The 21716-nt window shown below is 61.0% G+C and carries 20 protein-coding genes and 1 pseudogene; 13 read left to right on the top strand and 8 right to left on the bottom strand.

The window, feature by feature from the left end; all coding sequences use genetic code 11:
• Positions 1-158: 158 nt before the first annotated feature.
• Together EYC95_RS02410 and EYC95_RS02405 are read left to right on the top strand one after the other, a co-directional pair.
• A complete protein-coding gene (locus EYC95_RS02410; protein WP_131058935.1) occupies positions 159-1124 on the top strand; it encodes a 2-oxoglutarate and iron-dependent oxygenase domain-containing protein in 966 nt (321 codons plus the stop codon).
• An 82-nt stretch (positions 1125-1206) separates the two neighbouring features.
• Positions 1207-2160, top strand: coding sequence for an adenosine deaminase (locus tag EYC95_RS02405; RefSeq protein ID WP_131058934.1), 954 nt, complete (start codon positions 1207-1209; stop codon positions 2158-2160).
• Between the two features lie 224 nt (positions 2161-2384).
• Here EYC95_RS02405 and EYC95_RS02400 read toward each other — a convergent pair whose 3' ends face one another.
• Positions 2385-3119, bottom strand: coding sequence for a helix-turn-helix transcriptional regulator (locus EYC95_RS02400; RefSeq protein ID WP_131058933.1), 735 nt, complete (start codon positions 3117-3119; stop codon positions 2385-2387).
• A gap of 317 nt (positions 3120-3436) precedes the next feature.
• Positions 3437-4366, bottom strand: coding sequence for a LysR family transcriptional regulator (locus tag EYC95_RS02395; RefSeq protein ID WP_131058932.1), 930 nt, complete (start codon positions 4364-4366; stop codon positions 3437-3439).
• Between the two features lie 118 nt (positions 4367-4484).
• Here EYC95_RS02395 and EYC95_RS02390 point away from each other — a divergent pair, with 118 nt between their 5' ends.
• From EYC95_RS02390 to EYC95_RS30090, 3 genes are all read left to right on the top strand, one after another.
• Positions 4485-4778 carry a putative quinol monooxygenase gene (locus EYC95_RS02390; protein WP_131058931.1) on the top strand — a complete coding sequence of 98 codons (294 nt, stop codon included), beginning with the start codon at positions 4485-4487 and terminating at the stop codon, positions 4776-4778.
• A 32-nt stretch (positions 4779-4810) separates the two neighbouring features.
• Positions 4811-5824: a zinc-binding alcohol dehydrogenase family protein gene (locus EYC95_RS02385; protein ID WP_131058930.1), complete on the top strand. Its 1014-nt coding sequence runs from the start codon at positions 4811-4813 to the stop codon at positions 5822-5824.
• 150 nt (positions 5825-5974) lie between these two features.
• Entirely contained in the window at positions 5975-6145 is a 171-nt protein-coding gene (locus EYC95_RS30090) for a hypothetical protein (RefSeq protein WP_165557415.1), read from the top strand.
• 8 nt (positions 6146-6153) lie between these two features.
• Here EYC95_RS30090 and EYC95_RS02380 read toward each other — a convergent pair whose 3' ends face one another.
• Entirely contained in the window at positions 6154-7350 is a 1197-nt protein-coding gene (locus EYC95_RS02380) for a multidrug effflux MFS transporter (RefSeq protein ID WP_131058929.1), read from the bottom strand.
• A gap of 219 nt (positions 7351-7569) precedes the next feature.
• Complete coding sequence (locus EYC95_RS02370) at positions 7570-7767, bottom strand: heavy-metal-associated domain-containing protein (protein ID WP_131058928.1); 198 nt, start codon at positions 7765-7767, stop codon at positions 7570-7572.
• A 148-nt stretch (positions 7768-7915) separates the two neighbouring features.
• Between EYC95_RS02370 and EYC95_RS02365 the strand changes: the two genes are divergently transcribed.
• From EYC95_RS02365 to cueR, 3 genes are all read left to right on the top strand, one after another.
• Positions 7916-8299: a hypothetical protein gene (locus EYC95_RS02365; protein ID WP_131058927.1), complete on the top strand. Its 384-nt coding sequence runs from the start codon at positions 7916-7918 to the stop codon at positions 8297-8299.
• A 195-nt stretch (positions 8300-8494) separates the two neighbouring features.
• On the top strand, positions 8495-10888 hold the full coding sequence (locus EYC95_RS02360; RefSeq protein WP_131058926.1) for a heavy metal translocating P-type ATPase: 2394 nt from the start codon (positions 8495-8497) through the stop codon (positions 10886-10888).
• Positions 10885-11298 carry a Cu(I)-responsive transcriptional regulator gene (gene cueR, locus EYC95_RS02355; RefSeq protein ID WP_131058925.1) on the top strand — a complete coding sequence of 138 codons (414 nt, stop codon included), beginning with the start codon at positions 10885-10887 and terminating at the stop codon, positions 11296-11298. Before EYC95_RS02360 ends, cueR begins: the two co-directional genes overlap by 4 nt.
• On the opposite strand, the gene EYC95_RS02350 is transcribed toward cueR, so the two are convergent.
• Together EYC95_RS02350 and EYC95_RS02345 are read right to left on the bottom strand one after the other, a co-directional pair.
• Positions 11252-12469, bottom strand: a complete 1218-nt coding sequence (locus EYC95_RS02350; protein WP_131058924.1) for an MFS transporter — start codon at positions 12467-12469, stop codon at positions 11252-11254. The genes cueR and EYC95_RS02350 overlap by 47 nt on opposite strands.
• Positions 12470-12668: 199 nt before the next feature.
• Positions 12669-13562: a PA4780 family RIO1-like protein kinase gene (locus EYC95_RS02345; RefSeq protein ID WP_123369234.1), complete on the bottom strand. Its 894-nt coding sequence runs from the start codon at positions 13560-13562 to the stop codon at positions 12669-12671.
• A gap of 401 nt (positions 13563-13963) precedes the next feature.
• Here EYC95_RS02345 and EYC95_RS30955 point away from each other — a divergent pair.
• Positions 13964-15052, top strand: a pseudogene (locus EYC95_RS30955) (cache domain-containing protein); the annotation flags it as partial.
• Between the two features lie 90 nt (positions 15053-15142).
• Positions 15143-15910, top strand: coding sequence for a methyl-accepting chemotaxis protein (locus EYC95_RS30950; protein ID WP_370655161.1), 768 nt, complete (start codon positions 15143-15145; stop codon positions 15908-15910).
• Between the two features lie 127 nt (positions 15911-16037).
• Here the strand turns inward: EYC95_RS30950 and EYC95_RS02335 are convergent, their stop codons facing one another.
• Entirely contained in the window at positions 16038-16829 is a 792-nt protein-coding gene (locus EYC95_RS02335) for a helix-turn-helix transcriptional regulator (RefSeq protein WP_131058922.1), read from the bottom strand.
• Between the two features lie 9 nt (positions 16830-16838).
• On the opposite strand from EYC95_RS02335, the gene EYC95_RS02330 reads away from it, so the two are divergent.
• Entirely contained in the window at positions 16839-17942 is a 1104-nt protein-coding gene (locus EYC95_RS02330) for a bile acid:sodium symporter family protein (protein ID WP_371928400.1), read from the top strand.
• Here EYC95_RS02330 and EYC95_RS02325 read toward each other — a convergent pair.
• Positions 17929-19206, bottom strand: coding sequence for an acetyl-CoA C-acetyltransferase (locus EYC95_RS02325; protein ID WP_131058920.1), 1278 nt, complete (start codon positions 19204-19206; stop codon positions 17929-17931). The genes EYC95_RS02330 and EYC95_RS02325 overlap by 14 nt on opposite strands.
• A gap of 274 nt (positions 19207-19480) precedes the next feature.
• Between EYC95_RS02325 and EYC95_RS02320 the strand changes: the two genes are divergently transcribed.
• On the top strand, positions 19481-20833 hold the full coding sequence (locus tag EYC95_RS02320) for a 3-oxoacyl-ACP reductase (protein ID WP_131058919.1): 1353 nt from the start codon (positions 19481-19483) through the stop codon (positions 20831-20833).
• Between the two features lie 2 nt (positions 20834-20835).
• Positions 20836-21690 (top strand): MaoC/PaaZ C-terminal domain-containing protein, encoded by an 855-nt coding sequence (locus EYC95_RS02315; RefSeq protein WP_131058918.1) that lies wholly within the window; start codon positions 20836-20838, stop codon positions 21688-21690.
• The last annotated feature ends 26 nt before the right edge of the window (positions 21691-21716 follow it).

The following is a 21716-nucleotide window of genomic DNA, read 5'->3' as shown; positions in this document are numbered from 1 at the left end:
ACAAATCCCTGTGGGAGCGGGCTTGCTCGCGAAATCGGCAGTACATTCAGCATTGATGTTGGCTGACACACCGCTTTCGCGAGCAAGCCCGCTCCCACATTGGATCTGTGGTGTTTGATGGATTGTGATCCAGCCAATACCTCTATCAGGACAGCCGCATGAATAGCCTTCCCATCATCGACATCACCCCGCTCTACAGCAAAGACCAGCACGCCTGGAAATGCGTTGCCGAAGAGATCGACCACGCCTGCCGCGAGTGGGGCTTTTTCTACATCAAGGGGCACCCGATCAGCCCTTCGCGCATCGACGCCGTGCTCGACCATGCCCAACGCTTCTTCGCCCTGCCCGTCGGCGAAAAGCTCAAGATCGACATCACCCAAACCCGTCACCATCGCGGCTACGGCGCCATCGCGACCGAGCAACTTGACCCGAGCAAACCCAGCGACCTGAAAGAAACCTTCGACATGGGCCTCCACCTGCCGGCCGATCACCCGCACGTGTTGGCGGAAAAACCGTTGCGCGGCCCCAACCGTCATCCATCAATCTCTGGATGGGAAGCGCTGATGGAGCAGCACTACGTCGACATGCAAGCGCTCGCCCAAACCCTGTTGCGAGCCATGACGATGGCGCTGAACATCGAGCGCGATTTCTTCGACACGCGTTTCCATGAGCCAGTCAGCGTACTGCGGATGATTCACTACCCGCCGCACCACTCCGCCAGTTCCATCGATCAGCAAGGCGCCGGCGCCCACACTGACTACGGCTGCATCACCCTGCTGTATCAGGACGCCGCCGGAGGCCTGCAAGTGCGCAACGTCAAAGGCGAATGGATCGACGCGCCGCCAATCGAAGGCACGTTCGTGGTCAATCTCGGCGACATGATGGCGCGCTGGAGCAACGACCGTTATGTGTCGACGCCGCACCGGGTGATCAGCCCGCTGGGTGTCGATCGATACTCGATGCCGTTCTTCGCCGAACCCCACCCCGACACACCCATTGAATGCCTGCCCGGTTGCCAGGACGAATCACACCCGGCGAAGTACCCGGCCACCACCTGCGCCGAATTCCTGCTCTCGCGCTTCGCCGAGACCTACGCCTATCGACGGGAACAGCCAGCGGTGTGATGAACCGGCTGGTCAGGTTTTGCTAATTGTTTCTACGGGCATCTGTAGAATGCTCGCCATCTGCACCTGATGAGAAAAGACTATGTACGACTGGCTGAACGCCCTGCCCAAGGCAGAACTGCACCTGCACCTCGAGGGTTCGCTGGAGCCTGAGTTGCTGTTCGCCCTGGCCGAACGCAACAAGATCGCCCTGCCGTGGAGCGATGTCGAAACCCTGCGCAAGGCGTACGCCTTCAACAACCTGCAAGAGTTTCTCGACCTGTATTACCAGGGCGCTGACGTGTTGCGCACCTCCCAGGATTTCTACGACCTGACCTGGGCCTACCTGTTGCGTTGCAAGGCGCAGAACGTGATTCACACCGAACCGTTCTTCGACCCGCAGACCCACACCGATCGTGGCGTGCCGTTCGAAGTGGTGCTTAACGGCATCGCGGCGGCGCTCAAGGATGGTGAGCAGCAACTGGGCATCACCAGCGGTTTGATCCTGAGCTTCTTGCGTCATTTGAGCGAAGAAGAAGCACAGAAAACCCTCGACCAGGCGCTGCCGTTTCGCGAGGCGTTTGTCGCAGTGGGCCTGGACAGTTCGGAAATGGGTCACCCTCCGAGCAAGTTCCAGCGCGTGTTCGATCGTGCCCGTCACGAAGGTTTCCTGACTGTCGCCCACGCCGGTGAAGAAGGCCCGCCCGAGTACATCTGGGAAGCCCTCGACCTGCTGAAAATCCAGCGCATCGACCATGGCGTGCGCGCCATCGAAGACGAGCGCTTGATGCAGCGAATCATCGACGAGCAGATCCCGCTGACCGTGTGCCCGTTGTCCAACACCAAGCTCTGCGTGTTCGACCACATGTCCCAGCACAACATTCTCGACATGCTTGAGCGTGGCGTGAAAGTGACGGTGAACTCGGATGACCCGGCGTACTTTGGCGGGTATGTGACAGAGAACTTCCATGCGCTATACACCGATCTGGGCATGACCCAGGATCAGGCCAAACGACTGGCGCAGAACAGCCTGGATGCCCGATTGGTGAAACCATAAGCCTCACCGCATAACCCCTGTAGGAGCGAGCCTTTGTGGTGAGGGGATTTATCCCCGTTGGGTCGCGCAGCGGCCCCAAACCTGCAATAAGGCAGTATCAGATACACCGCATGCACTGGTTTTGCGACTGCTTCGCAGCCGAACGGGGATAAATCCCCTCGCCACAAAGGCTCACTCCCACAGGTTCGGTGTTCTGCCCTACCGGCTTAGTCCATCAAACGGTTCTAAAGCGCCATTTCCAGCTCGGTTTCCTTGGCAAAACGATGGATCTCCCGCTGCCCCGCGGCCGTGATCTGCAAGGCTCGCGAATCGTTGGGCAGGCTCAACCAGCCGGACTGCATGAACAGCTGCAACAACGCAGCGCCCAGCGAACCGCCCATGTGCGGGCGTCTTTCGCTCCAGTCGGGACACGGGCACGCAACTCTGCTGTTGCGATGGGCCAGGGCCTGGATGAACACCCCGCGCGAGGCCAGTTGAGTGGAACCCTTGTGGGTGATCATGACGCGCTGTTCGAACTGCTCGATCCAGCCCGCATCCAGCAGCCGCTGGTAAAGATCGGCGGCCAGAGTGCCTCCCAAATGGTCATCGCACAGTCGGGCCCGCAATAACGACGAAGGCGCTGCCTGAGGTTTGGCAATGGGGCTGGGGCGCTTGAAAACGTCCGGGACTGGCTGCGGGGTACTGGCCAGCGTCGCGCTGGCCAATGCTTCGATTGCCGCGCCGACTTCAGGCGCGGCCAGGCGGAAAAAGCGTTTGCGCCCACGGATTTCGACTTTCAACAGACCTCCGGCGGACAAACGCCCCAGGTGTGCACTGGCCGAAGACGGTGACAGACCGGTCAGTAGCGCCAGCTCTTCGGTCTGCCGCGCCGAGCCGTCCATCAAGGCCCACATCATTGCGCTGCGCTTGGGGTCAGCCAGTAACGTGGCGATCTGGCTGATGCAAGGTGCATGTTCCATGTATTCACTCCCTGTTGAATCGTTTCGTCTGCTGCTCAGAGACATCTTGACCAGTAATGTGTCATCGGCCAAGACGCGGAAACCGCCATAAGCCGGGCAAAGTCCCTCACTCACCTGTGCCATTGCCTCGCAGGTATCGCGAAGGTCTGATGCCTGGCCGAGGGTCCGTGCCGACTGGAACGCGGACTCGCCATCGCGAGATCGACGGTGCGTACATGAGGCGGGCGCTAGTATAAGCGGGTTAACCGCCGGTTCCTGCCCTTGGGAAAGCGCGGGTGGTGATAGTTCCTGACAGAAATTTCGCTATTTGCCTGCGACTAATGATCGATGCCCGATATCGTCGGAAATTGACTGCCTAAATGAGCGCATCGGCTGGCAAGCATTTCCCGCAAAAGGTTCACCGGCTTACTCAATTGTGCGCGATGGGCGCACAGCAGATTCAGCGGTGCGCGCTCGCAGAGCAACTCCGGCATCAGCACTTTCAATCGTCCGGCGAGCACATCGGCGGCGACATCGAGCCAGGACTTACAAGCAATCCCTGCCCCTGCGACCGCCCACAACCGCACGACATCGGCATCGTCACTGAAGCGATCACCACTGACGGTCAGGCCGACCTCGCGTTTGCCGTCGTGGAAACTCCAGTGGTCATGGACCCGGCTGCCGAGCATGAACAACAAACAATTGTGCTGCGCCAGTTGTTCCAGATGCCGCGGCTCGCCATGCCTGGCCAGATAACTCGGCGCCGCGCAGAGCACACGGCGGTTCTGCGCAGCGATGGGCAGTGCCACCAGGCTTGAGTCTTCCGGTTCGCCGTAACGCAGGGCAATGTCCACCGGCTGGCGGAACAGGTCGGCGATGCGATCACCCAGCAACAGGCGCACGGTCAGTTTGGGATGCTCACGCTGGAATTCGTCGAGCCATGGCAGCAACAGGTTGCGGCCGAAGTCCGACGGTGCCGACAACTGCAAAATCCCGCTGACCTGATCCTGACCGCTGGCCAGCAAACGGCGACCCTCATCGAGATTGCTCAGGGCAGCCCGGGCATATTCCAGAAAGCCCTCACCTTCGGCGGTCAAGCGCAAACTACGGGTGGAACGCGCCAGCAAACGCGCGCCGAGTTGCTGTTCGATGCGCTTCAACGCCGCACTGGCCACCGCCGCCGACATGTCCATCACCCGTGCAGCCGCCGACAAACTCCCCAGGTCCGCAGCCCGGACGAATAACTGCAAGTCATCGAAACGCAGCATTTCCAGCCCCGATTATCAAAAAAATACTGAAAGAGACTGCTCTTTTAGCGGGTTTTATCTTGCAGAGAAATAGCCAATCATCCGTCCCATCGAAATCATCCCGTTTCTGGAGCTGACCATGTCCCAGCCTTTCACCGCCATTGCCACCCTCATCGCCAAAGCCGGCCAGCAAGACGCCCTCGAACAGCACCTGCGTGCGCTGGTTGAACCGACCCGCGCCGAGGCCGGTTGCGGTCAATACGACCTGCACCAGGACCTGGCCAATCCGCTGGCTTTCTACATGATTGAACACTGGAGCAGCGACGAGGCCCTGCAAGCCCATGACGCCAGCGCCCATGTCCAGAGCTTCCGCGCCAAGGCCGACGACTTTCTCGAGCACTTCGAACTCAAGCGCCTGCGCACCGTGGCTTGATCCCTTCTTCTATGACTGTTCAGGAGCCCTACATGAAAGCCATCGCCTATTACGCGTCTTTGCCGATCAGTGACGCCAATTCCCTGCAAGACATCGAACTGCCAGAACCGGTTGCAGGGCCGCGTGATCTGTTGGTGGAAGTCAAAGCCATCTCGGTGAACCCGGTCGACACCAAGGTCCGTCAGAACGTCCAGCCTGAAGATGGCGCGGCGAAAGTGCTGGGTTGGGACGTGGCCGGTGTGGTCAAGGCTGTCGGCAGTGAAGTCACACTGTTCAAGGCGGGCGACAAGGTGTTTTACGCCGGTTCCATCGCCCGTGCGGGGGGCAATAGCGAATTGCACGTGGTGGACGAGCGCATCGTCGGCCATATGCCGAAAACCCTCGGTTTCGCCGAAGCCGCCGCGTTGCCGCTGACCGCCATCACCGCCTGGGAATTGCTTTTCGAACGCCTGCAAGTGCGCGAAGGTCAAGCCGATGAGGGCCAGAGCCTGCTGATCGTCGGCGCGGCGGGCGGTGTGGGGTCGATTCTCACGCAACTGGCCAGCCAGCTAACCGGGCTGAACGTCATCGGCACCGCTTCCCGTGCGCAAACCCAGAGCTGGGTGCGCGAGTTGGGCGCCGATCTGGTGATCGATCACAGCCAGCCGTTGAGTGAAGAACTCAAACGCGCAGGCATCGGCCATGTGACCCACGTCGCCAGCCTGACCCAGACCGAGCACCACCTGGATCAACTGGTCGAGGCGTTAGCGCCACAGGGCAAACTGGCGTTGATCGATGATCCGAAAGCGCTGGACGTGACCAAGCTCAAGCGCAAGAGCCTGTCGCTGCACTGGGAGTTCATGTACACCCGCTCGCTGTTCGAAACGGCGGACATGATCGAGCAGCACAAACTGCTCAACCGCGTGGCCGGGCTGATCGACGCCGGTACGCTGAAGACCACGGTCGGCGAGCACTTCGGGACCATCAACGCGGCCAACCTGCGTCGCGCCCATGAGCTGCTTGAAAGTGGCAAGTCCAAGGGCAAGATTGTGCTCGAAGGGTTCTGAAACAAGATGAAACAGGTGTCGTCCAGATGGACGACACCGTCAGTCCGAGAGTTGACCTTTGTCATATTTGTGATCGTATACGGGTCTACAATCGAAACCTCTGCGATGCATTCTTTTACGTAACATCTTTTAAGAGAGGAGAGTTCAGCAATGAAGATCCTGATAAAAGAAGTGGCTAAATCCCAGTGGCAGGTCCGTCTGGACCAACACGCTGTAACGTTCCGCAGCGAAGCTGAAGCACTCGCCTTCACTAAAACCCTTGAAGCGCGATTGCTTGCGCCCCATCAATTCCCCGACCGCCAGCAGCGCGCTGCTGGCTGAGTCCGTCCTCAGACCTGGGCTTGCGCCAATGCCCGCGCATTTTGCAAACGCCGGGTGAGCATCGCCACGCTCACCACCAGAATCCCGCACAGGCTGATGACCATGGCCATCGGCACGGCGCTGCCATCGTGTAAAACACCGACCAACGCCGCAGCACCGGCGGCGACGCTGAATTGCAGGCAACCGAGCATCGCCGACGCACTGCCGGCGCGGGCGCCCTGCCCGTTCATGGCGCAGGCCGAGGCGTTGGGGAGGATGCAACCGAGGCTGGCGATGCAGATAAACAGCGGAATCAGCAGCGGCCATAACTGCTCGGTGTGCAGCGCACTGACGGCGAGCAGCGTCAGGCCCGCACCCAGGTAGATCCACACGGTACGCACCAGCAAGAATGCCGGGCCACGCTTGGCCAGCAGTCGCGCGTTGACCTGCGCCACCAGAATGAAACCCGCCGCGTTGGTCCCGAACAGCCAGCCGAAATGCTCGGCCGGTACGCCGTAGAGTTTGATGAAGACGAAGGGTGAACCGGCGATGTAGGCAAACATCCCGGCAATGGCGATACCGCCGGTCAAGGCGTGGCCGAGGTAGACCGGATCCGACAACAGCCGACCGTATTGACGCAACGCTCCCGACAGCGGCTGACGCGGTACATGGGCCGGAAGGCTTTCCGGCAACCCGATCGCCACGGCCAACCCCGCCAGGGCACTGAAACCGGTCAGCACCAGGAAGATCGACTGCCAGCCCGTCGTATTGACGAGCAGTCCACCCAGCATGGGCGCGAGAATCGGTGCCAGGCCCATCACCAGCATCAGCTGCGAAAAGACTTTCGCCGACCCCACCGCATCGCATTTGTCACTGACCACCGCTCGGGCGATCACCATCCCCGCGCAACCACCGAGCGCCTGAATGAACCGCGCACCGATCAACCATTCCAGATTCGGCGCAAACGCGCAGGCCAGGGAGGCGGCGGTGAACAACCCGACGCCCGTCAGCAATGGAATCCGCCGCCCGAAGCGATCCGCTACCGGTCCGTACGCCAGTTGACCGAGGGACAGGCCCAGGAAATACGCGGCCAGTGTCAGCTGAACGTGTTTCTCATCGGTGCCGAACGCGAGCGCCATCGCCGGGAACGCCGGCAGATAGAAATCGATCGCCAGCGGGCCGAAAGCGCTCAGGGCGCCAAGAATCAAAATGGTACGGAAGTTCATCAGGCATCCAGTTGGGCATAAGTCGGCAGCCCGACAGTCTAGCCGCGCATCGACGCCTTGAACATTCCGTTAGGTCGCTAACTATTAAAATCACTTAATGAATGCAAAACCTGTGGGAGCGGGCTTGCTCGCGAATGCGGTGTGTCATTCAACAGTAATGTCGCCTGATACTCCCTCTTCGCAAGCAAGCCCGCTCCCACAGGAGATTTATGTTGGGTCTTAAGCGAGTTTTACGTTGTAGCCTTCTTCAGTGATCGCAGCGATCACTTGCTCGGCCGACAGCGCGCTTTCAACGCCGACTTCCTTTGCCGCCAGATCAACCCGCACGCTGGCCGCAGGATCCTTGGCTTGCAGCGCCTGGGTAATGGCTTTGACGCAGTGACCGCAGGACATGCCTTGAACGTTGAACACTTGCATGGTGTGGCTCCTTTCATGAGGGTTGCGGGCAGTCTCGAGCTTGCCACCCTGGCAAGGTCAAGTTCTGGAGAGAGCTGCCGGGCTGGCAATCGGCGTCGTGCTCGGCCAAGCTGCGTGCATCAATGACTCGACTTCAGGAGATTCAGCCATGCGCTGGTCAGCTCTCAGCCTGTTTGGCTTCCTCAGCCTATTTGCCGCGACACCTTCGGTTCAAGCCGCCGGGGAGGACTATGGCGTACTGATCATTTCCCGCGAGCGCCTGGAAGTCGCGACCTCCTGCGAGATCGGCGTGTACATCCAGGATCAACTGTCGGCGCGGCTGTTCCAGGAACAAAGCACTTCGTTCAACCTGCCGCCGGGCAATGTGTCCCTGCGCCTCAAACTGTTGCCGGGCCAGGCACCGGGTTGCAACCCGGGCATGCTCGCACCGGGCTCGCAGAACATCACGCTCAAGGCCGGGGATGTGTTGAAATTCCGGATTGCGATGACGCAGGAAGGGATGTACCTCAAGCCCACTGTCCTGGACTACTGACCACCATCGACCCCTGTAGGAGCGAGGCTTGCCCGCGAAAGGGCCGTTGCATTCAGTATCAATGTTGAATGTTACGGCCCCTTCGCGGGCAAGCCTCGCTCCTACAGGGCGGGTTTGAGCACCTCGATCTTTGCGCTTGACCTTGCCAGCATGGCAAGGTTGATCCTGTAGCATCTTCTACAGGGAGCGCGACCGATGTCCGAATCCACCACTTTCGATCTGCCGATTGCCGGCATGACCTGCGCCAGTTGCGCCGGGCGTGTCGAGCGTGCCTTGAGCAAAGTCATCGGCGCCTCTGCCGTCAGCGTCAACCTCGCCACCGAGCAGGCCCGGGTCCAGGCACCCCGCGACAGCCTGCCGGCCTTGATGGACGCGGTGCAACAGGCCGGATACAGCGTCCCGCAGCAAAGCCTGGAATTGAGCATCGACGGCATGACTTGCGCATCCTGCGTCGGCCGCGTCGAACGGGCGCTGGCCAAGGTGCCCGGGGTAAAAAGCGTCAGCGTCAACCTCGCCAACGAACGGGCACACTTGGAACTGCTCGGACAAATCGATCCGCAAGCCTTGATCGCCGCTGTGACCAAGGCCGGTTACAGCGCCAGCGTCTGGGAAGTCGAACACCCGCAAACCGACCAGCAACAACAGCGCCTGCACCGTGAGCGTTGGGCGTTGATCATGGCGACTGCCCTTGCCTTGCCGCTGGTGTTGCCGATGCTGCTGCAGCCGTTTGGCGTGCACTGGATGCTCCCGGCCTGGGCGCAATTCGCGCTGGCCACACCGGTGCAGTTCGTTTTCGGCGCACGTTTTTATGTGGCCGCCTGGAAAGCCGTGCGCGCCGGGGCCGGCAACATGGATTTGCTGGTCGCCCTGGGCACCAGCGCCGGCTATGGCTTGAGTCTTTATGAATGGGCCACGGCGGCCGGGCGCATGCCGCACTTGTATTTCGAAGCCTCGGCGGTGGTGATTGCCTTGGTGTTGCTGGGCAAATACCTGGAAAGCCGCGCCAAGCGCCAGACCGCCAGCGCTATCCGCGCCCTCGAAGCCTTGCGCCCGGAACGCGCGATTCAGGTGGTCGACGGCCGCGAGCAGGACGTCGCCATCAGCGCCTTGCGCCTCAATGACCTGGTCATGGTCAAGCCCGGCGAACGCTTCCCGGTGGACGGTGAAGTGGTCGAAGGCCAGAGCCACGCCGACGAAGCGCTGATCAGCGGCGAAAGCCTGCCGGTGCCCAAACAACCCGGTGACAAAGTCACTGGCGGCGCGATCAATGGCGAAGGCCGGTTGCTGGTTCGCACCCAGGCCCTGGGCGCAGAAACCGTGCTGGCGCGGATCATCCGTCTGGTCGAAGACGCCCAGGCCGCCAAGGCGCCGATCCAGAAACTTGTGGATAAAGTCAGCCAGGTGTTTGTGCCGACCGTTCTGTTGATCGCGTTGGCGACTTTGATCGGCTGGTGGTTGTACGGCGCACCGATGGAAACCGCGTTGATCAACGCCGTCGCCGTGCTGGTCATCGCCTGCCCTTGCGCACTCGGGCTGGCCACGCCGACCGCGATCATGGCGGGCACCGGCGTCGCCGCCCGCTACGGAATTCTGATCAAGGACGCCGAGGCACTGGAACGTGCGCATGAAGTCAGCGCCGTGGTGTTCGACAAAACCGGCACGCTGACCTCGGGCGCACCGCGTATCGCTCATTTGAGTGCCATCAACGCTGATGAAGCCGCCCTGCTGCAAATGGCCGGCGCTCTGCAACGCGGCAGTGAACACCCACTGGCCAAGGCGGTTCTGGACGCTTGCGCCGAACGCGGTTTGACCGTGGCCGATATCAGCGACAGCCAATCGCTGACCGGTCGTGGCATCGCCGGTACGCTCGACGGTCGTCGTTTGGCGTTGGGTAATCGCAGGCTGCTGGAAGAAAGTGGATTGAGCGCAGGCCTATTGGCTGACTCCGCAACTGCGTGGGAAACCGAAGGCCGCACCCTCTCCTGGCTGATCGAACAAAGCCCCGAGCCCAACGTACTGGGTCTGTTCGCGTTCGGTGACACGCTCAAACCCGGCGCTTTGCACGCGGTGCAACAGCTCAGCGCACGCAACATCAGCAGCCACCTGCTGACCGGCGATAACCGTGGCAGTGCCAAAGTGGTTGCCGAAGCCCTGGGCATTACCGATGTCCACGCCGAAGTGTTGCCGGCAGACAAAGCCGCCACCGTCGCCGAATTGAAGAAAACCGGCGTGGTGGCGATGGTCGGTGACGGCATTAACGACGCCCCGGCCCTGGCGGCCGCCGACATCGGCATCGCCATGGGCGGTGGCACCGACGTAGCCATGCACGCGGCCGGTATCACACTGATGCGCGGCGATCCACGGCTGGTGCCCGCCGCGCTGGAAATCAGCCGCAAGACCTACGCGAAAATTCGGCAAAACCTGTTCTGGGCGTTCGTCTATAACCTGATCGGCATTCCTTTGGCAGCATTCGGTTTCCTCAATCCGGTGCTGGCCGGCGTGGCGATGGCGTTGTCGAGCGTCAGCGTGGTGAGCAATGCGCTACTGTTGAAAACCTGGAAACCCAAGGATCTGGAGGACAACCGATGAACATCGGCCAAGCAGCCCGCCATAGCGGCCTGAGCGCGAAGATGATTCGTTATTACGAATCCATCGGCTTGCTCAAGGCTGCCCATCGCACCGACAGCGGCTACCGCGTTTATGGCGATGACGACTTGCACACGCTGGCGTTCATCAAGCGCTCCCGGGACCTGGGGTTTTCACTCGAGGAGGTCGGCAAACTGTTGACCCTCTGGCAGGACCGCGAACGCGCAAGCGCCGACGTGAAAGCCCTGGCCCGCCAGCACATCGACGAACTGAACCAGAAGATCCGCGAACTCGGTCAGTTGCGCGACACCTTGCAGGACCTGGTCGAACACTGCCAGGGCGACCATCGCCCCGACTGCCCGATCCTCAAGAACCTGGAGTCGGGCTGCTGCGCGCAACCCGTTCGCCCCTGATCGCGAGTGCCTTCACCACCAGCAACGTGGTGACGGGAATGCCGTGGAACAGCAGCACCACGGCCCCCGGCGTCCACCACGAATAGAACGGCGCGGCGATCAACATGCCGACGCCGAAGCCGGTCATTTGCAGCAACGTCAACAAGCTGAAAATCGGCAGGCGCAGACTGTCCGGTTCACGTTGAAGGCGCGACATCAAGCCGACCTCGGAGAAGCCGTCGCCCAACCCCGCCGGTAACGAGAACAGCAGCAATCCGTAGAGGGTCTGCTGCTGAAACATCAGGATGAAGCCGCAGGACATCAGCAACACGCCGAAGAAAAACCGCCGCTCCAGGTGTGCATTGTCAGAACCTTTCAGGCGACTGGCGATGCGCGCGCCGATGAGTTTTCCACAGGCCCAGACCGCCAGCATCAAACCCAGCGTGGTGCTGGCCGACTCCGGGGTCAGCAGTCTGGAAATGATCGGGAAGCCAACGTTGTGCGCGGCGCTGCCCAGGGTGTCGGCCATGGTGACAGCGAGCATCGCGGCCACCACGGGTGTACTGCGCAGGCCTTGGCGCAGGGCGTGCCACTCACCACGCGCCGGGGTTAGCTCAGTACTGGGCGCAGGTCGGGAAAACCGCAACGGCAGGATAAACAACGCGGCCAGCAGATAAGTGACCACGTTCAATGCAAATACCGTTTCAAAGCCAAACGCCGCCACCAACAAGCCCGCCACCAGGCTTCCGCCGACCATGGCAGTGGACGATGCCGAAGTGATCCAGGCGTTGGTCTTGAGCAGGTGTTCGCCTTCGATCAGGTGCGGTAACTGGCTGTTGAGGCCGATAGCGAACATTGAGTTGCCGAACCCCAGGCCGAACGCGATCACCGGTAAAAGCAGTGCTTGCTGGGCGACCGGCAGCACCAGCAGCAGGCCCAACAACCCCGCGCGCAGCAGATCAAAGACAATCAGCGGCATGCGCCCGGCACAGCGACGATAGAACGAAGTGCCAATCAGGCTGGCGAAAACCCCTCCGCCCACGCGGCTGGCGAGGAAGATCCCGACGCTCATGGCGCTGTTGCTGAGCAGATAAACGTAAGTGGCCAGGGCGACCATGTTGAGGAAGGCGCCGAAGTCCGAGACCAGACGGGCGGCGATGATCAACTGGGCGTTGCGGGTGGAGGTGTTCACATTCAGTCCTTGAGTGTGGTGGGTATGAAAATTCCGGGGCGCACAGACTGACGCCGTCGCGGGCAAGCCTCGCTCCTACAAAATATTGCTGCCACACAAAACCCTGTAGGAGCGAGACTTGCCCGCGAACCAGGCGACTCGGTCTTTTACCAGGTCATGAACCAAAAAACCCGGCCGAAGCCGGGTTTTCTTTAACCGATCACTGCATCCACGGTGGAGGCGGTTCTTCGGTTTTGCCCGGTGGTGCATCATCTGCCGCACGCACCGCTTGCTTACGCTCTTCATCCAGGCGTGCCGCCTCGATCTCGCGCATGATCCCGCCCACGTCAGCCAACTCTTCAGGCTCGTCGAACTCGCCGGTCAAGACACTGGCCGGGTGCAAGGTGCCGGCTTCGAACAAAGCCCACATTTCCTTGGCGTACTTGGTCTTTTTCAACTCTGGCGCAAACCGCCCGAAATAGGACGCCATGTTGCCAACATCCCGCTCCAGCATGCTGAACGCGTGGTTGTTGCCCGCCGCGTCCACCGCTTGCGGCAGGTCGATGATCACAGGGCCAGTCGGGGTCAGCAATACGTTGAACTCCGACAGGTCTCCGTGCACCAGACCGGTGCACAACATCAGCACGATCTGCGAAATCAGGAACGCGTGATATTCGCGCGCCTGATCCGGTTCCAGCACCACGTCGTTCAGACGCGGTGCGGCATCGCCGTACTCGTCGGCCACCAGTTCCATCAGCAGCACGCCTTCAAGGAAGTCGTAAGGCTGAGGGACCCGAACGCCAGCACCGGCCAGACGGAACAACGCCGCCACTTCGGCATTTTGCCAGGCGTCTTCGGTTTCTTTCTTGCCGAACTTGGAGCCCTTGGCCATCGCTCGAGCCTGACGGCTGTTGCGCACCTTGCGGCCTTCCTGATACTCGGCCGCTTGACGGAAACTGCGTTTATTCGCCTCCTTGTAGACTTTCGCGCAACGTAACTCGTTGCCGCAGCGCACCACATAAACAGCTGCTTCTTTACCACTCATGAGTGGGCGCAGCACCTCGTCGACCAGACCGTCCTCGATCAGGGGTTCAATGCGTTTTGGAGTCTTCATCAGCTTTTATTGGGGGTCCTTTATTACCAAACACGCGAAAGTCATTCGTTATACGGCAATCCGCTCATTCGGGGGAGGGGTTGCCGACCTATGAACGTTCCCATCGACATCAAGAAGCACACACTGTGCCGGATTAATCAGGCAAACCCGACCCTCGTCATCGGCCGCCCCAGATCATAGCTGAGCCAGCGTCACTTGGTGCTGTAAGGCTTGGAGGGTATTTGCGACAGAAGTTGACACCTCGACTCATACCCTTCGTAGGATTTTTCTTAATAGGCCTCAATTTCCGCCTCCATCAGCCGAATTCATCAGTGACAAAGTGATTTGTCCGACAATCGTTCTGCCAATAATCCGCGAGTCATCTGCACTGCGTGGGCCTACAAGAAAAATCTGGAGCGCGGATGAACATCAAACAAAAGTTGACCTGGGCGTTTGCAATCATCGCCTGCTTGCCGGTGGTGCTGGTCGCGACCCTCGTTGTGATGAACTTGCGCAGTGACGCCAAGGACAATTTCGTCGACGGCAGTGGTCGTGAAATTCGTCAGGTCAGCAACGCCATGCAGCTGTTCTTTGACGGCATCAGCCAGAACGTCGATTACCTGGCCAAACAACCCCTGATCAAGGAGTCCGACGACAGCCTCAAGACCTACATGAGCGCCAACGCCGAGAGCATTCCCCAGGGTGAGATGGACAAAAAGGTTTTCAGCCTTCTGCAGGACCTGGGCAACAGCCATCCGTCCTACGCCTATGCCATCCTCGGCACTGCGGCGGGGGGTTACGTTTCCTGGCCGGACGATGCGAAGCTGAGCAATTACGACCCGCGTCAGCGCCCGTGGTACAAGGCTGCCCAGGCCAAACCGGGCAAGCCGTTCCGTACTGAGGCCTATTACTGGGCCCAGGACGACGCGACCTACGTCAGCACCGTGCGCACCATCGACAACAAGTTGGGCACCCATGGCGGCGTGGTCAGCATCGACGTGACGCTCAAGCAGCTCACCGAAATCGTCAAACAGATCAAGCTCGGTGAAACCGGCTACCTGATGTTGCTGGAGAACACCGGCACCGTGCTGGTCGATCCGAAGCAACCGGAACACAACTTCAAGGCATTAAGCAGCCTGGGCGAGGGTTACGCGCAACTGGCCAAGGCCGGTAAAGGCCTGGTGGAAGTCGAGTTGAACGGCGAACGCTACATGGCCAACGTCTGGCCGTCGGAGCAACTGGGCTGGACCTTTATCGGCCTGATCAAGCAAAACGACGTGATGAGCTCCGCGACCCAGCTGACTTGGCTGATCGCAATCATCGCCGCCGTACTGGCAGTGGTCTTCGCCATCCTCGGCGCCAGTTTCGCCAGTGTCATCGTGCGGCCGATCCGCAGCGTGGCCAGCGGCCTGGAAGGTATCGCCCAAGGTGAAGGCGACCTGACCAAGAACCTGGAAATCCGTGGCAGCGACGAAACCGCTCAGTTGGCCAACTGGTTCAACCAGTTTTTGACGGCGATTCGCAATCTGATTCAAAGCATCGGCGGCGCCGCGACGAAAATCCTCGCCACCTCCAAGAGTTCGACCCAGGTCTCCAGCGACATGGCTGAAGCCGCCGGGCGCCAGCGTGAAGCGGTGGACATGGTGTCCACCGCGTTTCACGAAATGGTTGCCACCGCCAACGAAGTTGCGCGCTCTTGCAGCCAAGCGGCGGAATCCGCCGACAGTGGGCAGCGCCAGGCGCGTCAAGGTCAGCAGCAGATTGATGCGGCAGTGACCAGCGTTGATCGCTTGAGCCAGGAAATCGAACAGTCGGCGCAATCGATGCAACAGCTTGAACGCGACAGCAACGACATTCAGTCGATCCTGGGGACCATTCGCTCGATTGCCGAACAAACCAACCTGCTGGCCCTGAACGCGGCCATTGAAGCGGCTCGGGCCGGTGAGCAAGGTCGCGGGTTTGCGGTGGTGGCGGATGAAGTCCGGGCCCTGGCCAAACGCACGGCGGATTCCACGGCGGAAATCGATGGCTTGCTCGGCAACCTGGCCAAGCGCACCAGCCAAGTGACTCAGCAAATGCATGCGAGCCTGGAAGTGTCGCAACAATCGGTGACCCGCATCGGCGAAGCGCGCAGCAGTTTCGGGCTGATTCGTGAATCGGTGGATGTGATCCGTGACATGAACACGCAGATCGCCACGGCGGCGGAAGAACAGCATCAGGTGGCTGAAGACATCAATCGGCACATCAGCCAGATCCATGGCGATGCGCAGTTGGTGGCGGAACTGGCGAACTCGGCGCGACTGGACTCCCAGAGCCTGGCCGGGTTGTCGAATGAGCTGGATGGGTTGGTTCGCCGTTTCAGGACCTGATCCTGAATCCCGGTGGCCGCTTCGCGGCCATTCGCGGGCAAGCCTCGCTCCTACAGGTTTCGTGTCGTACCTGATTTTGGTACAGACGCCATCCTTGTAGGAGCGAGGCTTGCCCGCGAAGGCGTCATCACTGCCGAAACAACTCCCCCGGCGTAAACCCGAATAACCCCTTGAACGCCGCAATAAACGCCGACGTCGAGTCATACCCGCAAGACAGCGCCGCATTGGTCACGCTGTCGCCCTCCTCCAGCAAACTCAACGACGACAGCAACCGCATCCGCTGCCGCCAGCCTCGAAAGCTCAACCCGGTCTCGCGCTGAAACAAGCGCATCAGCGTCTTCTCCGACATCCCCAGGCGCTGCGCCCATTCCTGCAATGTCACGGTGTGCTCCGGGCTTTCGATCAGCTCATTGCACAACCCGAGCAACCGCTCATGCCGCGGCAACGGCAGGGAAAACCCCACCTCCGGCAGATTCGCCAATTGATCGAGCAGCACATTCACCAACCGCGCTTCCTGGCTGTCGCCCTGTGGATATTCCACCGGCAGCAGGCAAAAACTCTTGATCAGCTCCCGGGCCAACGGCGTGACTTCCAGCACCCGGCAACGCCCGTCCGCCCATTCGCAATCCTCGCGGCGCACGTAGAGGCTGCGCATCTCGGCGCGCATCGAGGTCACCACCTGGTGCTCAAGATCCGCCGGAATCCAGATCCCCCACTGCGGTGGCGCAAAGAAGCTGCCCTCAGCAGTGTGCACACCGAGAACGCCGCTGATGGCGTAGGAAAATTGCACCCAGTCGTGGCGATGAGGCGGCGTCCACGACCCGGCATTCAGACTTTCCGCCCGCGCGAACAGCGGACGCGGCAACGCCTTCAGTGTCGGAATCGTTCGTTCGAGGGAAAGTTGTCCGTTAGTCGGCATTGATTGGCCTTGTGTCGCAAGACGGCAGATAGGGCCGACGTTAGGCTAAGTCATCAATTCTTACAAATGTATTCGGTGCCTGTTATGCATGCCTTTAAACACCTCAAACGTGTGGTCACCGACTGGTTCTTGTGCGGCATGCTGATCGCCACGCTGCTGTCCTATTTCTTCCCGGTCTTCGGCGCCACGGGCGGCGGGATGCATGCCGAGTACGTGATCAACATCGGCGTGTTCCTGGTGTTCTTCCTGCACGGGGTCAACCTGTCCAGCGAGCAGATCAGCCATGGCCTGAAAAACTGGAAGCTGCACGTGATGGTTCAGGGCTTCACCTTCGCGGTGTTCCCGTTGATCTGGTGGCTGAGCGACAAGTTGTTGGGTTCGCACATTCCGTCGCTGCTGATGCTCGGCTTCTTCTACCTGTGCGCCCTGCCTTCAACCATTTCTTCTTCCGTGGCCCTGACTGGCAGCGCAGGCGGCAACGTGCCGGCGGCGATTCTCAACGCGAGCCTGTCCAGCGTGCTGGGGATTTTTCTGACGCCGTTGCTGGTGAGTCTGGTGGTCGGCAGCGGTGCCGGCGGCATTGATCTGGGCTCAACCCTGCTCGACCTCTGCGCCATGTTGCTGTTGCCGCTGGTGCTCGGCCAACTGTTGCGACCGCTGTTGGGCAAATTCTTTGCCCGCCACAAGCGTTACACCAACATCGTCGACAAGCTGGTGATCCTGCTGCTGGTGTACTCGGCGTTCTGTAATTCAATGGTCTCGGGCATGTGGCAGCAACAGGGCAACAGCGTGATTCTCAGCGCGCTGATCGGCAGTGCAATCCTGCTGGCGATCATCCTGTGGATGACCACCCTCACCGCCCGCGCCTTGAAGTTCAGCCCCGCCGATGAGATCGCGGCGGTGTTCTGCGCCAGCAAAAAATCCCTGGCGGCAGGTGCGCCGATGGCCGCGTTGATCTTCGGCGCCAACCCGGGCCTCGGCTTGATCCTGCTGCCGATCATGATCTATCACCCGTTGCAGCTGATTGTCTGTTCGGTGATGGCCGAGAATTACGCCAACCGCAACCGCGAGCGCATAGCGCAGCAAAATGCCGAACCGATCAGCGCTCGATAATCGCCGTCACGCCCTGACCACCGGCGGCGCAGATCGAGATCAGGCCTCGGCCCTTGCCCGCCGCGTCGAGCAACTTCGCCAGGTTGGCGACGATGCGCCCGCCGGTCGCGGCAAACGGATGCCCGGCCGCCAGTGAACTGCCTTTGACGTTGAGGCGGCTGCGGTCGATGGAGCCCAGCGGCGCGTCGAGGCCGAGACGGGTTTTGCAATACTCCGGATCTTCCCAGGCCTTCAACGTGCAGAGCACCTGCGCGGCGAAGGCTTCGTGGATTTCGTAGTAGTCGAAGTCCTGCAAGGTCAGGCCGTTGCGCGCCAGCAAACGCGGCACCGCGTACACCGGGGCCATCAACAGCCCTTCGGCGCCGTTGACGAAATCCACCGCTGCGGCCTCGCCATCACGCAAATACGCGAGGATCGGCAAGCCGCGTTCCTTCGCCCATTCTTCACTGCCCAGCAGCACCAGCGACGCGCCATCGGTGAGCGGTGTGGAGTTGCCCGCCGTCATCGTGCCCTTGGCGCTTTTCTCGAAGGCCGGTTTCAGCGAGGCGAGTTTTTCCAGGGTCAGGTCCGGGCGCAGGTTGTTGTCGCGGGTCAGGCCGAGGAACGGCGTCATCAGGTCGTTGTGCCAGCCCTCGGTGTACGAGGCCGTGAGTTTCTGATGACTCTCCAGCGCCAGTTGATCCTGTTCTTCGCGGGGAATGTTCCAGGTCTGGGCCATCAATTCGCAGTGTTGGCCCATGGACAAACCTGTGCGCGGCTCGCCGTTGCGCGGGAACTCCGGGATCAGGTCCCGGGGACGCAGTTGCAGAAACGTTTTCAGTTTGTTGCCGGTGGTCTTGGCGCGATTGGCTTGCAGCAGCACCCTGCGCAAACCTTCACTGACGCTGATCGGCGCATCCGAGGTGGTATCGACGCCACCGGCAATGCCGCAATCGATCTGTCCCAGGGCAATCTTGTTCGCGACCAGCAACGCCGCCTCAAGACCCGTGCCGCAAGCCTGCTGGATGTCATAGGCCGGGGTGCCGGGGGACAACCGTGAACCGAGCACACACTCGCGCGTCAGGTTCATGTCTCGTGACAGCTTGAGGACCGCCCCCGCGACCACTTCGCCGATGCGCAGGCCATGCAGGTTGTAGCGTTCGATCAGGCCTTCGAGCGCTGCGGTGAGCATCGCCTGGTTACTGGCGGTGGCGTATGGCCCGTTGGAGCGGGCGAAGGGAATACGGTTACCGCCAATAATCGCGACGCGGCGCAGCTGAGTCATGAAAAGCTCCTTACAAATATTTAATTGTGAACACCGAACCCTGTGGGAGCGGGCTTGCTCGCGAAGGGGCCGATACATCCAACATCTGCGGTGAATGACACACTGCTTTCGCGAGCAAGCCCGCTCCCACACTGACCGCATTTCCCCTGCGAAGCTTGCTGAACCCAGGTTCAACTAATCTGATGAATTCAAGCGTAGGCCTTATCTCGTGGATCGAACGACTGATTGCCATTCGTGGTCCACACTTTGAACCCCAGCTGCCGGAGTGCGTTCCATGTCTGACCGTTATATCGACTTCGCCAATTCGTCCATCGGCCATCGTCTGGTCGGGGCCATGGGACTGCCGTCTCCGGTGCGCCTGGAGCGCTGGCAAGCAGGCCGGCTGCGGCCTGTCGAAGGGGCGCTGTTGATTGGCGGCGGCCCATTGGCGGAGAAAGTCAGTGCCTTCGCCAATCGCCTGACCGACGCGATCTACAGCTACGGCGCCGAGCCGTCCCTGGCCACCGAGTGGATTCCCGGCCACGGCCCCAAGCTCAAAGCCGTGGTGTTCGACGCCAGCGACCTGGTGCAAACCGATCAGCTTAAACAGCTGCGCGAGTTCTTCCAGCCGCTGATGAAAAACCTCGATCACAGCGCGCACTTGGTGATTCTGGGGCGTGCGCCAGAGACATTGACCGACCCGTTCGCCGCCAGCGCTCAGCGTGCGGTGGAAGGTTTCAGCCGTTCGCTGGCCAAGGAACTGCGCAGTGGCGGCACTCTGCAACTGATCTATGTCGGTGAAGGCGCCGAGGATCAACTCGAAGGGCCGCTGCGGTTTTTCCTCTCGCCCAAAAGCGCGTTTGTGTCCGGGCAAGTCGTTCGCTTGAAGGCCTGCGATACGCAGGTGACGGACTGGACTCGCCCACTGACCGGGCGCAAGGCGCTGGTCACGGGTGCCGCCCGCGGCATTGGCGCCTCCATCGCCGAAACCCTGGCCCGTGACGGCGCCGAGGTGATTTTGCTTGACGTGCCTCCGGCCAAAACTGACCTCGATGCACTCGCCGCGCGCCTTGGCGGGCGCAGCATCACCCTGGACATTTGCGCCGAAGACGCCGCTGCGCAGTTGGTTGAACTGCTGCCCGACGGCGTCGACATCGTGGTCCACAACGCCGGCATCACCCGCGATAAAACCCTGGCCAACATGACCCCGGAATTCTGGGACGCGGTGCTCGCCGTCAACCTCAACGCGCCGCAAGTGCTGACCAAGGCACTGCTCGACAGCGGCGCCCTGCATGACAACGGTCGTGTGATTTTGCTGGCGTCCATCAGCGGCATCGCCGGCAATCGCGGGCAGACCAATTACGCCGCGAGCAAGGCCGGGCTGATCGGTCTGGCCCAGGCTTGGGCGCCGCTGCTGGATCAGCGCGGTATCAGCATCAACGCGGTGGCACCGGGGTTCATCGAAACCCAGATGACCGCGCACCTGCCCTTCGGCATCCGCGAGGCCGGGCGACGCATGAGTTCATTGGGCCAAGGCGGCCTGCCACAAGACGTTGCCGAAGCGGTCGCGTGGCTCGCTCAACCGGGGACCGGCGCGTTTACCGGGCAAGCGTTGCGAGTCTGCGGGCAAAGTGTCTTGGGGGCATAAAGATGATCACCGATTGGCACACACTCAACCGCGAACCGAGCCTGACGGGCCTCTACGTGCAGGCGGCGACACGGCGCAAAATCACCGGCACCACGTTGCCCGACACGGGTTTGCGCTGCTGGGTCGAGGTCGATCCGCAACGCCTGGCGGCGTATCGCACGGTCTGCGGTATTGCCGACAACGGTTTGCTGCCGCCGACCTATCCACACATCCTGGCGTTTGCCTTGCAGATGCAATTGCTCACGGCCAAGGCATTTCCGTTCCCGCTGCTGGGGCTGATTCACCTGAGCAATCGCATTCGTGTATTGCGCCCCATGGGCGGGGTGAACCGCGTGCGGGTCAGCGTGCAGGTGCAGAACCTGCAACCCCATGCCAAGGGTGCAACGTTCGATCTGGTGACGTCGCTCGACGATCAGTTGGGCCCGCTGTGGGAGGCTGAAAGTCAGATGCTGTGTCGCGGGGTCAAGCTGGAAGGCGAACCTGTCGAGGAAGTCCTGGCCTCCACCCTGGAGATGCTGGAAGTGGCGCGCTGGAAAGCCCCGGCGGACATTGGCCGGCAATACGCCAAGGTGTCCGGGGATTACAACCCGATTCACCTGAGTGCCGTCAGCGCCAAATTGTTCGGGCTCCCGACAGCCATCGCCCATGGCCTGTGGAACAAGGCCCGGACATTGGCGGCGTTGAGTGAGCATCTGCCCACGGCGAATGCCGAGATTTCGGTGCAATTCAGGAAACCGGTGCGGTTGCCGAGCGAGGTGACGTTGCTGTCCAGCGCGGCAGGGTCAAGCGGGGACTTTCGGCTGGTGGGGGCGGGTGATCTGGAGCACATGGCGGGGCATTGGCGGCCGATTGCCTGATTGATTTCAGGTGTCTGTCAGATTGC

Origin of the sequence: Pseudomonas sp. BGI-2 (assembly GCF_004310295.1) — a bacterium.
Lineage (GTDB): Bacteria > Pseudomonadota > Gammaproteobacteria > Pseudomonadales > Pseudomonadaceae > Aquipseudomonas.
This window is presented reverse-complemented; position numbering and strand designations above follow the sequence as displayed.

Excerpts from the sequence above, each read along its gene's own strand:
- EYC95_RS02410 (WP_131058935.1), top strand. The coding sequence starts at position 159 with ATGAATAGCCTTCCCATCATCGACATCACCCCGCTCTACAGCAAAGAC.
- EYC95_RS02405 (WP_131058934.1), top strand. The coding sequence starts at position 1,207 with ATGTACGACTGGCTGAACGCCCTGCCCAAGGCAGAACTGCACCTGCAC.
- EYC95_RS02400 (WP_131058933.1), bottom strand. The coding sequence starts at position 3,119 with ATGGAACATGCACCTTGCATCAGCCAGATCGCCACGTTACTGGCTGAC.
- EYC95_RS02395 (WP_131058932.1), bottom strand. The coding sequence starts at position 4,366 with ATGCTGCGTTTCGATGACTTGCAGTTATTCGTCCGGGCTGCGGACCTG.
- EYC95_RS02390 (WP_131058931.1), top strand. The coding sequence starts at position 4,485 with ATGTCCCAGCCTTTCACCGCCATTGCCACCCTCATCGCCAAAGCCGGC.
- EYC95_RS02385 (WP_131058930.1), top strand. The coding sequence starts at position 4,811 with ATGAAAGCCATCGCCTATTACGCGTCTTTGCCGATCAGTGACGCCAAT.
- EYC95_RS30090 (WP_165557415.1), top strand. The coding sequence starts at position 5,975 with ATGAAGATCCTGATAAAAGAAGTGGCTAAATCCCAGTGGCAGGTCCGT.
- EYC95_RS02380 (WP_131058929.1), bottom strand. The coding sequence starts at position 7,350 with ATGAACTTCCGTACCATTTTGATTCTTGGCGCCCTGAGCGCTTTCGGC.
- EYC95_RS02370 (WP_131058928.1), bottom strand. The coding sequence starts at position 7,767 with ATGCAAGTGTTCAACGTTCAAGGCATGTCCTGCGGTCACTGCGTCAAA.
- EYC95_RS02365 (WP_131058927.1), top strand. The coding sequence starts at position 7,916 with ATGCGCTGGTCAGCTCTCAGCCTGTTTGGCTTCCTCAGCCTATTTGCC.
- EYC95_RS02360 (WP_131058926.1), top strand. The coding sequence starts at position 8,495 with ATGTCCGAATCCACCACTTTCGATCTGCCGATTGCCGGCATGACCTGC.
- cueR (WP_131058925.1), top strand. The coding sequence starts at position 10,885 with ATGAACATCGGCCAAGCAGCCCGCCATAGCGGCCTGAGCGCGAAGATG.
- EYC95_RS02345 (WP_123369234.1), bottom strand. The coding sequence starts at position 13,562 with ATGAAGACTCCAAAACGCATTGAACCCCTGATCGAGGACGGTCTGGTC.
- EYC95_RS30950 (WP_370655161.1), top strand. The coding sequence starts at position 15,143 with ATGGCTGAAGCCGCCGGGCGCCAGCGTGAAGCGGTGGACATGGTGTCC.
- EYC95_RS02335 (WP_131058922.1), bottom strand. The coding sequence starts at position 16,829 with ATGCCGACTAACGGACAACTTTCCCTCGAACGAACGATTCCGACACTG.
- EYC95_RS02325 (WP_131058920.1), bottom strand. The coding sequence starts at position 19,206 with ATGACTCAGCTGCGCCGCGTCGCGATTATTGGCGGTAACCGTATTCCC.
- EYC95_RS02320 (WP_131058919.1), top strand. The coding sequence starts at position 19,481 with ATGTCTGACCGTTATATCGACTTCGCCAATTCGTCCATCGGCCATCGT.
- EYC95_RS02315 (WP_131058918.1), top strand. The coding sequence starts at position 20,836 with ATGATCACCGATTGGCACACACTCAACCGCGAACCGAGCCTGACGGGC.